Annotated in this window: 13 protein-coding genes and 2 pseudogenes; 8 read left to right on the top strand and 7 right to left on the bottom strand. The window is 58.6% G+C overall.

What is annotated here, in order from left to right; translation table 11 throughout:
• Positions 1-34 precede the first annotated feature (34 nt).
• A pseudogene (locus HU727_RS16285) lies at positions 35-456 on the top strand (cell wall hydrolase).
• A 12-nt stretch (positions 457-468) separates the two neighbouring features.
• Here HU727_RS16285 and HU727_RS16280 read toward each other — a convergent pair.
• A complete protein-coding gene (locus HU727_RS16280) occupies positions 469-720 on the bottom strand; it encodes a hypothetical protein (protein WP_186532570.1) in 252 nt (83 codons plus the stop codon).
• Between the two features lie 757 nt (positions 721-1,477).
• Between HU727_RS16280 and HU727_RS16275 the strand changes: the two genes are divergently transcribed.
• Positions 1,478-1,807 (top strand): hypothetical protein, encoded by a 330-nt coding sequence (locus HU727_RS16275; RefSeq protein ID WP_225919855.1) that lies wholly within the window; start codon positions 1,478-1,480, stop codon positions 1,805-1,807.
• Positions 1,808-2,241: 434 nt separating this feature from the next.
• Here the strand turns inward: HU727_RS16275 and rtcR are convergent, their stop codons facing one another.
• The gene (gene rtcR, locus HU727_RS16270) at positions 2,242-3,846 is read right to left on the bottom strand and encodes an RNA repair transcriptional activator RtcR (protein WP_186532568.1); all 1,605 of its coding nucleotides are present in this window, start codon (positions 3,844-3,846) and stop codon (positions 2,242-2,244) included.
• 193 nt (positions 3,847-4,039) lie between these two features.
• Between rtcR and HU727_RS16265 the strand changes: the two genes are divergently transcribed.
• The 3 genes and pseudogenes from HU727_RS16265 to rtcA all read left to right on the top strand — a co-directional run bounded on the left by HU727_RS16265 (position 4,040) and on the right by rtcA (position 6,715).
• Positions 4,040-5,266 (top strand): RtcB family protein, encoded by a 1,227-nt coding sequence (locus HU727_RS16265; RefSeq protein WP_186532567.1) that lies wholly within the window; start codon positions 4,040-4,042, stop codon positions 5,264-5,266.
• 159 nt (positions 5,267-5,425) lie between these two features.
• A pseudogene (locus HU727_RS26130) lies at positions 5,426-5,680 on the top strand (DNA polymerase beta superfamily protein); the annotation flags it as partial.
• A 9-nt stretch (positions 5,681-5,689) separates the two neighbouring features.
• Positions 5,690-6,715 carry an RNA 3'-terminal phosphate cyclase gene (gene rtcA / locus HU727_RS16255; protein ID WP_186532566.1) on the top strand — a complete coding sequence of 342 codons (1,026 nt, stop codon included), beginning with the start codon at positions 5,690-5,692 and terminating at the stop codon, positions 6,713-6,715.
• 88 nt (positions 6,716-6,803) lie between these two features.
• On the opposite strand, the gene HU727_RS16250 is transcribed toward rtcA, so the two are convergent.
• A complete protein-coding gene (locus HU727_RS16250) occupies positions 6,804-7,019 on the bottom strand; it encodes a hypothetical protein (RefSeq protein ID WP_186532565.1) in 216 nt (71 codons plus the stop codon).
• 176 nt (positions 7,020-7,195) lie between these two features.
• On the opposite strand from HU727_RS16250, the gene HU727_RS16245 reads away from it, so the two are divergent.
• On the top strand, positions 7,196-7,525 hold the full coding sequence (locus HU727_RS16245; protein WP_186532564.1) for a hypothetical protein: 330 nt from the start codon (positions 7,196-7,198) through the stop codon (positions 7,523-7,525).
• 103 nt (positions 7,526-7,628) lie between these two features.
• Here HU727_RS16245 and HU727_RS16240 read toward each other — a convergent pair whose 3' ends face one another.
• The 3 genes from HU727_RS16240 to HU727_RS16230 form a co-directional block, all read right to left on the bottom strand.
• Positions 7,629-8,573 carry an alpha/beta hydrolase gene (locus tag HU727_RS16240; RefSeq protein ID WP_186532563.1) on the bottom strand — a complete coding sequence of 315 codons (945 nt, stop codon included), beginning with the start codon at positions 8,571-8,573 and terminating at the stop codon, positions 7,629-7,631.
• A 113-nt stretch (positions 8,574-8,686) separates the two neighbouring features.
• Positions 8,687-9,685, bottom strand: a complete 999-nt coding sequence (locus HU727_RS16235) for an NAD(P)H-quinone oxidoreductase (protein WP_186532562.1) — start codon at positions 9,683-9,685, stop codon at positions 8,687-8,689.
• Positions 9,686-9,745: 60 nt separating this feature from the next.
• A complete protein-coding gene (locus HU727_RS16230) occupies positions 9,746-10,945 on the bottom strand; it encodes a YbfB/YjiJ family MFS transporter (RefSeq protein WP_186532561.1) in 1,200 nt (399 codons plus the stop codon).
• Between the two features lie 110 nt (positions 10,946-11,055).
• On the opposite strand from HU727_RS16230, the gene HU727_RS16225 reads away from it, so the two are divergent.
• A complete protein-coding gene (locus HU727_RS16225; protein WP_186532560.1) occupies positions 11,056-11,931 on the top strand; it encodes a LysR family transcriptional regulator in 876 nt (291 codons plus the stop codon).
• An 88-nt stretch (positions 11,932-12,019) separates the two neighbouring features.
• Here HU727_RS16225 and HU727_RS16220 read toward each other — a convergent pair whose 3' ends face one another.
• The gene (locus HU727_RS16220) at positions 12,020-12,742 is read right to left on the bottom strand and encodes a pirin family protein (RefSeq protein ID WP_186532559.1); all 723 of its coding nucleotides are present in this window, start codon (positions 12,740-12,742) and stop codon (positions 12,020-12,022) included.
• Between the two features lie 217 nt (positions 12,743-12,959).
• Between HU727_RS16220 and HU727_RS16215 the strand changes: the two genes are divergently transcribed.
• The gene (locus HU727_RS16215) at positions 12,960-13,910 is read left to right on the top strand and encodes a GlxA family transcriptional regulator (RefSeq protein WP_186532558.1); all 951 of its coding nucleotides are present in this window, start codon (positions 12,960-12,962) and stop codon (positions 13,908-13,910) included.
• Positions 13,911-13,969: the final 59 nt, after the last annotated feature.

The raw sequence follows: 13,969 nt of genomic DNA, 5'->3' as shown, positions 1-13,969 counted from the left end.
CATCGAGCGGGTATTTTTTGCCTGGAGAAAAGTGATGACTGTTACCGAAAAAGACCGAGACATCCTCGCGCGCACGATCTGGGGCGAGGCGAGAGGCGAGGGACCTGCCGGCCAGATCGCCGTGGCCTGGACGATCCGCAACCGCGTGTTCGATGGCAAGGAGAAGTCGTGGTGGGGGAGGGCTACGCCGGCGTGTGCCAAAAGCCATGGCAGTTCAGCTGCTGGAACAAGACCGACCCGAACTATCAGTTCCTGATCGGCGTGAAGGAGATCCCGTTCCGCGAGCTTGCCCAGTGCCGGATTGCTGCTGACCAGGTGATCGACGGAAAGGTGCCGGACCGTACCGGCGGCGCCACCCACTACTACGCCACCAGCATCAAGGCGCCGGCATGGGCGGCGAAGGCCAAACAGACACTCAAGCTCGGTCACCACATCTTCTTCAAGAATGTTCCGTAGCCCGAATCAGGCTCACTCTTCCTCCTCGTTATCGCGAAGCTCCCTGAGCAGGCGCTGGTTTTCATTGAACAGATGGTTTCTGCTGTGCTCGACGTCGGCGAATCTTCGCCTCTCGCTCAGTAAATCCCCTTCGGCGTACTGAAGCTTGGCCTTGAGAGAATCCCTCTCCAGCCTGAGTGCATCATTGTCTCTGACCAAGCCTTCGATATTCGCCAGCGCTCGATTGAGCTTGAGAGTGAGCGCTTCGAACTCGTTCTCGTACATCCTGAGCTGGTGTCGGCAGGTTTCGAGCGGGGTCGGGTTGCCCAGCCAAATCGTCGGTGTCTTCTATATAGAGGGGGTCCACGGGAATGCCTTGCTGATTACTGGTTGCATGTACAGTAATCGAGGCTGGGCGAGTGGGCGAGGGTAAGCGACGAGCTGTAGGATTTTGGATTGGTGTTTGTCGGCAGGACGCCGGAGGAGGGTGCGCAAAACCTCTTATGGAGGCCGCGTGTTTTCGTTTGTATAGGCACAAAAAGTCGGATGTTTTGCTACCCTGAAAAAGGGATGTTATTGTTATAAAACAATTGCTTGGGTTGCTACAGTCCCCAGCATGGGGTGCTAGGGGTGCTAGGGGTGCTAGGGGTCGAGTGTTCGAATCACTCCGTCCCGACCATATATTTCAATGACTTAGCCGAACTCTAGCCAGTTCGGCTTTTTCATGGCCGGGACTTTTGCGGGGTTCATCCGGCATTTCTCCTTAGGATGGCCAGAGCCAGTCGCTGCGAATCGGTTGGCTTGCGGCTATTGCGCTTAAAGCCAGTGCTTTCTTGATCCCTTGCCTCCGACAAACTAGTCGATATGCCAAATTCGATCCGCTATGGTAGCCCACTTAAAACAGGGGGGGCTTAGATCGTTGTGCTTCGGCCGATAAACCAAACCTGGCATGAATATTCTTAGATGGGGAGCAAGTGGTTTGGATAAAGGAAGCCGAATTATAAGGTTTTTGAGGTGCTACCTTTACGTACTAGTGCCCCTGATGATTACTGCTTCGCTCGCCAACGCTTTCATTCGATTTGCCGGGCAATGGCAGAGCTTTTGGACTGTACTCCTTTTACAGTGCTTGTTTGGTCAGGCGCTGGTTGCGTTTATCAGAGGCAAAACAACTCAAATCGCGGCTGGCGGAGCGCTATCCAAAAAAGCGGATCCTGTTGCACGAGCGGGAATGGCATCGCTGGCGGTTGTTCTTTACCTGATATGTTTCTGCTATGAGCCCGGCGAGTCTGAGGAATCAATCTACGAGAAACGAGCTTCTGACTGGACAATGCCTACACGCGAAGAAATCGGCCGGTCGGCGAATCGGGAATGACCGCGCCACCCTCATAAATTGACCTTCTCGGGGACATCGGTAGATCCACACCGATCAATCGTGCCGTCGATGTCTGATCTCAAATTCAAAGATGCCAGACGCGGCAGCCGAGCGCCGCCCGCGCCGGTTAACCTGACCCAAGCCGCCAGCGATGCCGGCGGTTACTCTACGATGCAAACCCAGCGATGGTTGCATCGGTAAGGTGCGCGGGTGAAGTGAACGTCTGAAACCATTTTCATGCCTCGCTCTTGAAGCGCTTCAGTCAGTTGTACCAGTGTCTCTGCCTGGATAGTCATTGCTGTCACCTCGTCAGATTTACTGCGTTCATAATTCTTGACTGGGTGATCAGGTGGCTAATTCAATTTTTCTACGGTCATGATTAGGTCGGGTGAGCTTTTATGCAGTGCAACTCAACGCTGACAGGTGCTGTACTTTTACTTCGTGCCTGTAATCTCGGCCCACTCAAGCCCGAATCGCCCCAGATACTTCCTCAGCCGATCCGCATCGTTGGGTTGCGCCTTTGCCTGTCGCGAAACACCGAACAGCTGTCGGCCCGCGTCCGACAAGCTGTCCGCCTGCCGGCAGACCTCAATGACGGCCCTCAACTGCAAGCGATCAAACAGGTCCATGCTTTCGCTGTCTCCCGGTAAATCCTCTGTTAGCCCGGTCGGTTGCGCCAAGCCCCAGGCGTATCGAAGTCGATCGATCTCCTCCTGCACCTGGGTTTCATCAATGCGCCCGCTGTCGGCCAGCGTCGCCATCCGCGTTATCGATGCCGACAGCTCGCGGAAATTGCCCAACCACGCAGCTTCTCGGGAGCTGGCGAACGCCAGGTAGCGGCGGCGCGCTTCCAGGTTGAAGCGCACCAGTTGCCCATGCTCGCGGGCATGGCGTTCCAGCTCGAAGTCTATGTTCGGCTCGATGTCTTCGCGGCGGCCGGCGAGGCCGGGTAGATCGAACGTCCACAGGTTGATCCGTGCGTACAGGTCTTCGCGAAAAAGGCCTTCGGCGACACGATTGCGCAGGTCGCGGTGGGTGCCGGCGATGATCAGAAAGTTGCTCTCGACTTCCTTGTCCGAGCCCAGCGGGAAGAAGCGCTTCTCTTCGATCGCCTTGAGTAGCATCGCTTGTTCATCGGCGCCCAGTTCGCCAATCTCATCGAGAAACAACATGCCGCCGTCTGCGGCGCGCAGCAGGCCATCGCGGGCATTTTGCGCGCCGGTGAAGGCGCCTTTGGTGTGGCCGAAGAGGGCGGACATTGCACCGTCGCCGCGCAGGGTGGCGCAGTTTACTTCGACAAAGCGCCCCTGCATTTGATGGCGGTTGCGTTTGAGTTCGTAAATGCGTCGGGCGAGGAAAGATTTGCCGGCCCCGGTCGGACCGATCAGCAACATCGGTGCTGTCGAGCGCACCGCAACACGTTCGATCTGCTCAATGGAGCGATTGAACGCGGCGTTGCGCGTGGCGATGCCGGATTTGAGGAACTCCAGCCCCTCGAGGCGTTTGTTGGCAAAACGCGAGGCGATGCGGTCGTAACGCGAGAGGTCGAGGTCGATCAGCGCGTGTGTGCCGCACGCCGGCTCATCGTCACTCTTGCGTCTGGCGGGCGAAGTCTGAATCAGGCGTGCCGGCAGGTAGCGTGCCTCGGTGAGCAGGAACCAGCAGATCTGCGCGACGTGAGTGCCCGTGGTGATATGCACGAGATAATCCTCGCGCTCTGTGTCAAAAACGTAAGCGGTGGTGAAGTCGTGCAGGGCGCCGTACACCTCTTCGAAATCCCAAGGGTTGCGTAACGACATCGGATGCAGGCGTACTTCTGTCTCTGGAGAAATCTGCTGAATGTCGATGCGGATTCGCTCGGCGAGGCTGACGTCGCGAGCATCGAGGCCGTGAATCAATTCAAGCCGATTGATCGTTAGATCTGCTTGCTGGCACAAACCTACTGTTGGCCTCCAGTGATTCCACCGGTTGGCGCCCTTACCGACGCGATCGAGGGTGGCTCCGATGAATCCGATGGCGACGGTGCGCTTCTTGTACATGTCTATCTCAAAAGATAAAAGACGATATGCAATGATAATTTTGTTCTTCGGGTTTGTCTCATGCGCATCTCTTAAAAATCCTCTACTCATAAATTTACCTTTTAAAATCAGTGAGATATGAGATTTTCAGAATGAAATTGCGTGGCTGGCACAGCGGCTGCAATGCTGATGGAAACGAACAGGACAAGAAGCCATGAAAGAACAAACCTACCAACTTCTCGAAGTCGCCAACGGCAAGCCGATCAAACTCTGGACCGAAGGCGTCCCGGTAGAGAACGAGGCCCGTGCGCAGTTGATGAACACGGCGAAAATGCCATTCATCTTCAAGCATCTGGCGGTCATGCCCGACGTGCACCTGGGCAAGGGCTCGACCATTGGCAGCGTGATTCCAACGGTCGGCGCGATCATTCCGGCGGCGGTGGGCGTGGATATTGGTTGCGGCATGATTGCCGCGCGTACATCGCTGACAGCGGACGATTTGCCGGACAACCTGCACGGACTGCGCAGCGCCATTGAGCAAGCGGTGCCCCATGGCCGGAGTTCGGGCCGTTCGCGGCGCGACAAAGGCGCGTGGGATGAGATTCCGCAGCAAGCCGATCAAGCCTGGGCGGGCTTGCAGCCGCGCTTCAAGTTGATTACCGACAAGTATCCGAAACTGGCGAACACGAACAACCGTGGACACTTGGGGACGCTGGGCAGCGGCAACCATTTCATCGAAGTGTGCCTGGATGAAGCCAACCGGGTCTGGTTCATGTTGCACAGCGGATCGCGTGGTGTCGGCAATGCGATTGGCAACCTGTTCATCCAGATGGCTCAGGCGGATATGCGTCAGCACATCGCCAACCTGCCGGATCGTGACCTGGCGTATTTCGAAGAAGGCAGTCAGCACTTTGATGATTATGTGCAAGCGGTGGGATGGGCACAGGATTTTGCCAGACAGAACCGCGAACTGATGATGCGCGCGGTGATTCAGGCCACGCGCCAGATCATCAGCAAGCCGTTCGACGTGGCACTGGAAGCGGTCAACTGCCACCACAACTACGTGCAAAAAGAGCGGCACTTTGGTGAAGACGTGCTGATTACCCGCAAAGGCGCGGTCTCGGCGAAGAAGGGTGAACTGGGGATTATTCCAGGATCGATGGGCGCCAAGAGTTTCATTGTTCGCGGTCTGGGCAACGAAGAGTCGTTCAACTCCTGCAGCCACGGCGCTGGCCGGACCATGAGCCGCACCAAGGCGAAAAATACGTTCACCGTCGCGGATCAGATTCGTGCCACTGCCCACGTGGAGTGCCGCAAGGACGAAGCGGTGATCGATGAAATTCCGATGGCCTACAAGGACATCGACAAAGTCATGCACGCTCAGCGTGAGTTGGTGGAAGTGCTGCACACCCTGCGTCAGGTGGTGTGCGTTAAAGGATAAAAGGGAAACAAATCATGGAATTCGAAGAGCGTCACCCACTGTGCAACACGATGCGCGCACGGGTGCTGGCTGAGCTGGCGCGACTGGAGCGTGAGCGCAATGTCACGGTGTTGTACGCCTGAGTCGGGCCTGGGGTTTCGCCTCGACCGACGGCGATTAGGAAGAGGGCGGCCGCCGATGACGTTCGTTGACCTGTTGTCGACGGTCGACGACCGCGCATTGCTCGACGAAGTGGACGAACTGCTGGCGCTCAAACGCAATGCTGACGAGAGCGCCTACGGGCCGCGTCGCCCGGCGCTGCATCGGTTCATCGCGGCTGAGCTTGAGCGCGACGTGCCGACTTTATTGAGAACGCAGGAAGACTCGCGACGGCTGGATCGCTATCTCAGGGATACCGTCGGACGCTACGCGTAAGGAACTACAATGAAACAGGAAGTGATTGAACTGGACGGCGCCATCGGCGGCGGCCAGGTGTTGCGCAGTGCTTTGAGCCTGTCGATGGTGACTGGCCGGGCGTTTCACATTAAACAAATCCGCGCCCGACGCAGCCGTCCGGGGCTGCTGCGCCAGCACCTGACTGCCGTCATGGCGGCGGCCGAGGTGTGTGGCGCAACGGTCTGCGGTGCGCATTTGGATTCTCAAGCGCTGAGCTTCGAACCGGGCGAGATTCGCGCAGGTGACTTTCAGTTCGCTATCGGAACGGCGGGCAGTTGCACGCTGGTGTTGCAGACGTTACTGCCAGCATTATTGCAAGCACCGCAGTCGAGTCGGGTGACGATCTCCGGTGGCACACACAACCCGCTGGCACCGCCGACCGATTTTCTCTCCCGCAGCTGGCTGCCTTTGCTGCGGCGCATGGGCGGCGATGTCGAGCTGGAGCTGTTGCGCCATGGTTTTGTGCCGGCCGGCGGTGGAGAAATTGAAGTAAGGGTGCAGCCTTCGAGCCTGACCCGGCTGGATCTGTGTGATCGCGGCGATGCGATTTCACAACATGCATGGGCGCTGACTGCCGGCCTTACGCCGAACGTTGCTCAGCGTGAACTGAATCAGGTGGCCAAACGTTTGAACTGGCCACCGGAGGCGCTGCAGCAGGTGGCGGTTGATCCGGCGCGCGGTCCGGGCAATGTGTTGTTGCTTGAATATGCTTTCGAGCATGTCACTGAAGTCTTCAGCGCGTTTGGCCAAGTGTCGTTACGCGCCGAGAAGGTGGTCGATGTCGCGATCAATCAGGCCATCGACTGGGTGCGCAGCGGTGCTGCGGTCGCTGAGCATCTCGCCGACCAGTTGCTGCTGCCGATGGCGCTGGCCGGTGGCGGGACGTTCACTACGCCGCGCATGACGGATCATCTGCGCAGCAATATTGCTGTTATCGAGCGGTTTTTGCCCGTTCGAATCGACTGTCTGGAGAAGGGCGCGGACCTATTGCGCATAGAGGTCCTCGCAAGCTGAACGGCAAACTCCTGACCGGTGAAGTGAAATAAAAAAGGCCAATGTCCATGACATTGGCCTTTTTCATTTATCGAATACCTGGTGCCGATCAGCTGGTTTTCGAGTTCAGCTTACGCAGTTCTTCATAAGTAGCCGATTGCACAAACCAGAAGCCGGAAATGATGCACCAGCTCAGGGTGCCGCCTACGAACATGCCGAGCCCCGAGAGAAAGCTCTGGCTCAGCATGAAGATAGAGACGATCCAGATGACCGCAAGTGCGATGTAGAGAACGATGTTGTTGACGCCGATGACGAAATCTTTCATGTGCATTCCTTGGATGTATTTTCCTCTGGCCCCAGTCGATGGTGGCCAGTGTGTGCATCATATTGATATCACCCTGGGTTGCGCTAGTTTCAATGTTCAAAGGAGGCAAATTGCTGGCCCCCGGCTTTTGGCTATCCCGGCAAAATCGCCTTTTTTCAAAAGGTTAGGTTGGCTATATGCGGACGATTGTCATCACCGTTGCGACGCTTTCCCTGGCTTTCATTGCCTCGGGAGTGCAGGCGAAAGAGTTGAGTAAAGGCCATCGCTTTGCCTGCACTTGGGGTTCGGACATCGCTGCCGGGGCGCAGCGATCAAAACTGTCCGGGGTCTCGCTGTACGGTGCGCGTAAACAGTTGCAGGTCCGCCGGTTCCAGCAGCCGTGGATGCGCATGACGGCGATGGGAATTACCGAGCAGACTTACAACAGCAGCTCAAAGCTCAAGCCTGGTGCGGTCAAGCAAACTTATTACGAGCAATGCGTTCGCCACGAACTGGCTCGGCGTTAAGCAAAAAGCCCAACCTGCTCAGGCTGGGCTTTTTCTGTAACTGGGTGATTTAGCGCACTCAATCCATCTCATGGACGGGAGGGCGCATTGTCCAATGCTTCGATCAGGACTCGCGAGAACCTTTCAGCAAGGCCGGCCCCGCAACCCGTGGCAACGGTTTGGTCTGCATCAACGCATCCAGAGCCTTGCGGTAACCCTGCCCACCGAGCGCCATGCTGTTGTTGTGCGTTGCGCCAGGTACCAGCAGCAGACGCTTGGGCTGTTCAGCCGCGTTGAACAGCTGCTCGCTGAACCTTGATGGTACGAAGGCGTCTGCCAGGCCATGCACCACCAGCAAGGGCATGTGAATGTCGGCGATCTTGTCGATGGAATCGAATTTCTGCGACAGCAGCCAGCGCACGGGGAGCGAGGTGTTGGCCACGGCGGCGGCCACATCGGCCAGCGAAGTGAAAGTCGACTCGATTACCAGACCGCGCACGGGCAGGGGCGTGTGGTTGCGCGCGGCGCTCTGTCCCAACTCAGCCGCCAGATCGATTGCCACGGCGCCGCCAAGAGAATGGCCGTAGATCAGGCGCTTGTTCGGGTCCGGTTGCAGCAGTTGGAAGCGCTCCCAGGCCACGCGAGCGTCTTCGTAAACGCTGCTTTCCGAAGGCAGATCGCCTTTACTCTGGCCGAAGCCGCGATAGTCGATGGCCAGGACCGAATAGCCCGCCGCACGCAGTTGCTCGATACGAAACAATTGCCCGGTGAGGTTCCAGCGCACGCCGTGCAAATACAGGATCGCCGGCGCATTGGCACGTTCCGCAGGCCACCACCAGGCATGGATGTTCTGCCCGGCCTTGAAACTTTTCGGTTGCAGATCGAGTTCCTGAACGCTGCCGGGCAAACCGCGATACCAGCCGGCATTACCCGGCTCGATGCGAAACAGCAATGTGCGTTCGGTGTGTTCCAGCACGGCACAACTCGACGGCACGCCAATAATCAGCGCGGCCATCAAGGCGTACGCCAGGCGACGGCGTCTCAGACGAGTCAGGAAGGACAGGAACATTAAACGTTTCACCACGGCGCAGACAAAGAACGCTTTTTACCAGATGCCTTGGTCTGCGCGTGATTATTTTCGACCACCGTGCATGCGCAACGATTACAAGATGCTGCAGTCAATCACGCCACTTGCAGCACAATCTTGCCGATGTGATCGCCACCTTCCATTCGGGCATGGGCCTGAGCCGCGTCGGCGAGCGGGTAAACCTTGTCGATGATCGGCAGGCAGCGCTGGGCGGCGAGGGCAGGCCACACGTGTTCGCGCAGTTGGTCAGCGATGGCGGCTTTCTCCGCAGCCGTGCGTGCGCGCAGCAGCGAACCGGTGACCACTGCGCGTTTACCCAGGATCGCCAATAAATCAATGTCGTTGGCGCGGGCGCCGCCGAGGAACCCCAGCATCACCAGTCGCCCATCCATTGCCAGTGCGCTGATGTTCCCGTTCAGATATGAGCCACCCATGATGTCGAGAATCACGTTCACGCCTTGATCCCCCGTTTTCTCGGCGATTACCTGCGCAAAGTCTGCTTCTCGATAATTAATCGGCTGCCCGCCCAACTGGCTGATAGCGGCGCATTTTTCAGCGCTGCCAGCGGTGGCGAACGCCTCGATACCGAATTCGCGACACAGCATCAGCGCAGTGGTCCCGATGCCGCTGGTGCCGCCGTGAATCAGTACGCGCTGACCAGCCTTGGCGCCGCCGAGGCCGAACAGGTTGGCCCACACAGTAAAGAAAGTTTCCGGAATTGCGGCGGCCTGGACCCAATCGACCCCGTCAGGAACAGGCAGAGTCTGCCCGGCCGGAACCGCGCAATATTCGGCGTAGCCACCGCCATTGGTCAGCGCGCAGACGCGATCGCCGACAGCGAACTGGTTGACTCCTGCGCCGAGCGCAACCACTTCGCCAGCCACTTCCAGGCCGGGGATCGGGTCCATGCCGGGCTTCATCGGATATTTGCCGGCGCGCTGCAAGGCGTCCGGGCGATTGATTCCGGCAGCCCGCACGCGGATCAGCACGTGGCCTTGCGAAACGGTGGGCAAAGGCGCACGCCTGGCTTGCAGAACGTCGGGGCCGCCGGGTTGGGTGATTTCGATACGGGTCATTTCATTGGGCAGTGACATGTCGATTCCTGTAAAGAAGGTCGTGTAGATGGGAGCGCAGGCGACGCGCAATGATTCCCTTCAGTTCGCAGTGCACCGTGTTTCAACGCGGGAGGGCAGCCAGCGCATGGCTTGCTCCAGGAGCAAGGCGACCACGATTGCGCCTGCGGCTATTACGAACAGCTGCGTGTGATGGCCGCCCGAGGCGTTGAACAGCGCCGAATAAGCGAACCCGGCCAGCGCTTGAAAGGTGGCGAACGATACGGTGGCCCGGCTCCAGGCGATCTGCTGACGGTGATGAGACGGCACCAGTTCGTGCACGCGCGCCAGAGCCAGCGGCACGATACCCGGCGGAAACGAGCCGAGGATCACCGCCAGTACCGCCAACGCCAGAAACGAATGGGAAACGGCCAGCAGACCGAGGGCAACGGCTTGTATTACCAGCACCAGGCGAATGCCGGTTCGGGCGCCAAGTTTGTCGGCCAGAAAACCGTAACTCACCGGCCCGACAATCGCCCCCAAGCCATACATTACCCAGACCATCGCACCGGTATGCGCCCCGGCACCCAGGCCCCGTGCCACGTAATCGACCAAAAACACCATCGCAGGTACGAGCCCGGCGGCCATGAATGCGTATTGGGCGAACAGCAGGTAAACGCCCGGCGGTGTCGGCTCATCGGCGGACGTTGCGTGGGAAGCTACGGCGTGCGCGATATCGACGGGCCAGCCAAACCAGCTTGCTGCCGTCAGCAGCAGCGCCAGCGCGCCCAGGCCCAGCCAGGTTGCCTGCAAGCCGAGGGTCAGCAGCGGCGGCACGATTGTCCCTGAACCGGCAATCCCCAGACCAATGCCAAGGAAAATCGCACCGCTGGCCAAGCCTCGGCGCGCCGCAGGAACGTGGGGCAGCACAGTTGCCGCGACCAGCACCATGATCGCGCCGCCGGCGATACCGGAGAGCAACCGCCAGCCGAAGAACCAGCTCACCGACAGCGGATAAGCGCAGGCAAAGAACGCCGCCGTGACGGCCAACATCATCACGCGAAGGGCGTTTCGGTTGCCGAACAGATGGGCCATGGGGCGGCCGAGGAGGGCGCCGATCAGGTAGCCGACGAGATTGGCCGCGCCCAGATAGACAACGTCATTGGCCGAAAACCACTGCGCCTGAATCAGCGAAGGGATCAGCGGTGTGTAGGCGAAACGCGCCAGACCAATGCTGACCAGGCTTGCACAAAGCCCGGCGAAGATCGGCAGCCAGACCCCGCAAGAGTGTGAAGTACGCATGATAACGCTCTCATGAAGGTGTATGGCGCTCAGCTTATCGGCTATCTTTGCTGCGCATATGCAGCGATTAAGCGGCAGGATGATGCAAAAATGCTTCGGTGAGGGTCAGCATGAACTGGGATGATGCGCGGGTATTTCTGGCGGTCTGCCGTGAGTCGACATTGCGCGGGGCTGCGCGGGTTCTGGGCGTGGATCAAGCCACGGTCGGACGACGCGTTGCTGCCTTGGAAAAGTCCTTGAGTGCGACGTTGTTTTTGCGTACTTCAGACGGGTACGCATTGACGGCCCTGGGTGAAGCCGCGCTTAGAAGTGTCGAGAAAATGGAGCACTCGGCGCTTGAGCTTGAGCGGCACATCCATGGGCTGGACGACCGCCTGACCGGTAACGTGCGGGTCAGTACCACCGACTCGCTGGCCATCGACTTCATCATCCCGGCGATGGCGCGCCTGCATGATCAGCACCCCGATGTGCAAATCCAGCTGGATGCGTCAACGCAGATCCTCAGTCTGGCCAAGCGCGAAGCGGATATCGCGGTACGCAATACCCGGCCGGATAATCCCGATCTGATCGCCCGGCGAATTGCACGCTGGCCCGTAGGACTCTTCGCCTCCAAAGCCTATATCGACAGTAAAGGAGAGCCGCAGCCCGGCAGTGCATTCGAGGGCCATGATCTGGTGGTGTATCAACCGTATCTTCAGAGTAAAAAGGACCTGACCCTGGCCAGCGAGCCGTTGAATCGAGGGCGCATCGTCGCCACGCTCAGCTCCAGTCTGTTGGTGCGTCGTTCGATTGCCGCCGGCCTGGGCGTAGGGGAAATTCCGGTCTACATGGGCGAGCGTGATGGCCTGGTCAGGCTCTGGCCGGAACGTGCCGGACCGTTGCCCTATGAAGTGTGGCTGGTTACCCATGCCGATCTGCGGCACACCGCACGGGTGCGGGCTGTCATTGAGCAGATCGTCGAGGCTTTTGCGCTGGAAAACGAGTAGCTGACTGGAGCTTGGGCAGCCATCGACGATGCCGACCCAATAAAAAAACGGCCTTTCTCAAGGCCGTTTTTAGAATGAATGAGCCGCCTCATGGCATTTCTGGCAACTCCTGAGGGCGCAGATCGAACACCAGCACCTCGGCATCGACACCGTTGCTCAGGTTGAGCACTTGTTCCTCACGAACCCGCACGCCGTCGCCTTCCTGCAACGTCTGGCCATTGAGTTCGACGCTGCCGCGCGCAACGTGCACGTAGGCGTAACGATTGGCCGGCAGTTCCAGCGTGGCTGTTTCCTCGCCGTCGAATAACCCGGCATAGACCCGCGCATCCTGGCGGACTTTCAAGGAACCATGGCTGCCGTCCGGCGAGATGATCAATTGCAGGCGGCCACGTTTTTTCTGCGCGCTGAAGTGCTCCTGCTGATAGCGTGGTTTGGCGCCGCTGACGTCCGGCACGATCCAGATTTGCAGGAAGTGCACCGGTTTGGTGGCCGAGTGGTTGAACTCGCTGTGCGCCACGCCGCTGCCGGCGCTCATCAATTGCACATCGCCGGGACGGATCACCGAGCCAGTGCCGAGGGTGTCCTTGTGTTCCAGCGCGCCTTCGAGCACGTAGGAGAAGATCTCCATGTCGCGGTGCGGGTGTTGCCCAAACCCTTTGCCGGCGGCGACACGGTCATCATTGATCACCAGCAGATCGGAAAAACCCTGTTCACGCGGGTTGCGGTAGCTGGCGAAAGAGAACGTATGAAACGACTTCAACCAGCCGTGATTGGCGAGGCCGCGATCGGAGGCTTTGCGAAGAGTCAGCATGATGAAATCTCCTGGCGGGACGTGAATTCGTCCGAGTGAGGAGAAGGTTACTGGTTACCCGTCGAGGCAATAAGTAGATGGAAACTGAAACACTGTCCTGCTCAGGTTGACAGTTTTGCGTTATGGTTCACGCATTGTTTTGCGCTGATCACGCCACCCTTGGCCATAATGCCCTGTTGCAGCGTGCGTATTAACCTCTGAAACGTGTGATACCCCCATGAAAACCGTGGCAATGGTGCTCTTCCCTGACTTTCTGATGCTCGACATGGCGGGGCCACTCGAGGTGTTTTCAGTCGCCAACCGTTATCTGAAGCCTGATTTGCATTATCAACTGACCACTGTAGGAACGGAGCGCGGGCTGCTGAGGGCGTCCAATGGCGTTCAGGTTCAGGCCGATCTTCATATTGACGAAGCGGCCGAACGCTATGATTTGCTCTTGGTGCCGGGCGGCCCGGGCGCCTACAACCAGAGATTTGCGCAATTGTTCGCCTGGTTAAAGGCGGCGGTCCCGCGTGCCGAACGCTACGGTTCGATATGCACCGGCGCTTTCATCCTCGGCCATGCCTGTCTGCTTGACGGCTATCGCGTCACTACTCACTGGAATTACACCGAGCGGCTGATCGAGGCCTTTCCGAAAGCCACGGTGACCACCGACCAAATCTACGTCGAGGATCGCAACCTGATCACCTCGGGTGGCGTGACGGCCGGCATCGATCTGGCGCTGGCCGTGGTCGCCCGGGATCACGGCAAGAAAATCGCGCAGGATGTGGCCAAGGTATTGCTGGTGGTCATGAAGCGCCAGGGCGGACAAGCGCAGTTCAGCCCTTTGATGGCGGCGGTCTCCCCTCAGGAAACGCCTATTACCCGCGCGCAGAATTACGTGCTTGAACACCTTGAAGAGGCCTTTACTGTCGAGCGTATGGCGCGACTGGCGAACATGAGTGCGCGGCACTTCGCCCGATTGTTCAACCGCGACGTCAAGATGACGCCGATGGAATTTCTGCAGAATGCCCGTATCGATTGTGCGAGAAACCTTTTGGAAACCACGGACCTGCCGTTGAAATCAGTCGCCTTTAAAAGCGGCTTTGGCAGTGTCCGACACATGCGTTCACTCTTTGCCGAAAAACTCGGTCTGACCCCTGCGCAATACCGCGAACAGTTCAGTTAGAGCGGTTGTGTCCGTCTGACGTCGCCGGATGTCCGTGCTGCGCCCGCCGTACCGGTTGT

This window comes from Pseudomonas khorasanensis (genome assembly GCF_014268505.2).
Taxonomy (GTDB): domain Bacteria; phylum Pseudomonadota; class Gammaproteobacteria; order Pseudomonadales; family Pseudomonadaceae; genus Aquipseudomonas; species Aquipseudomonas khorasanensis.
The sequence above is the reverse complement of the archived record's forward strand: the minus strand, read 5'-3'. Positions and strand labels throughout refer to the sequence as shown.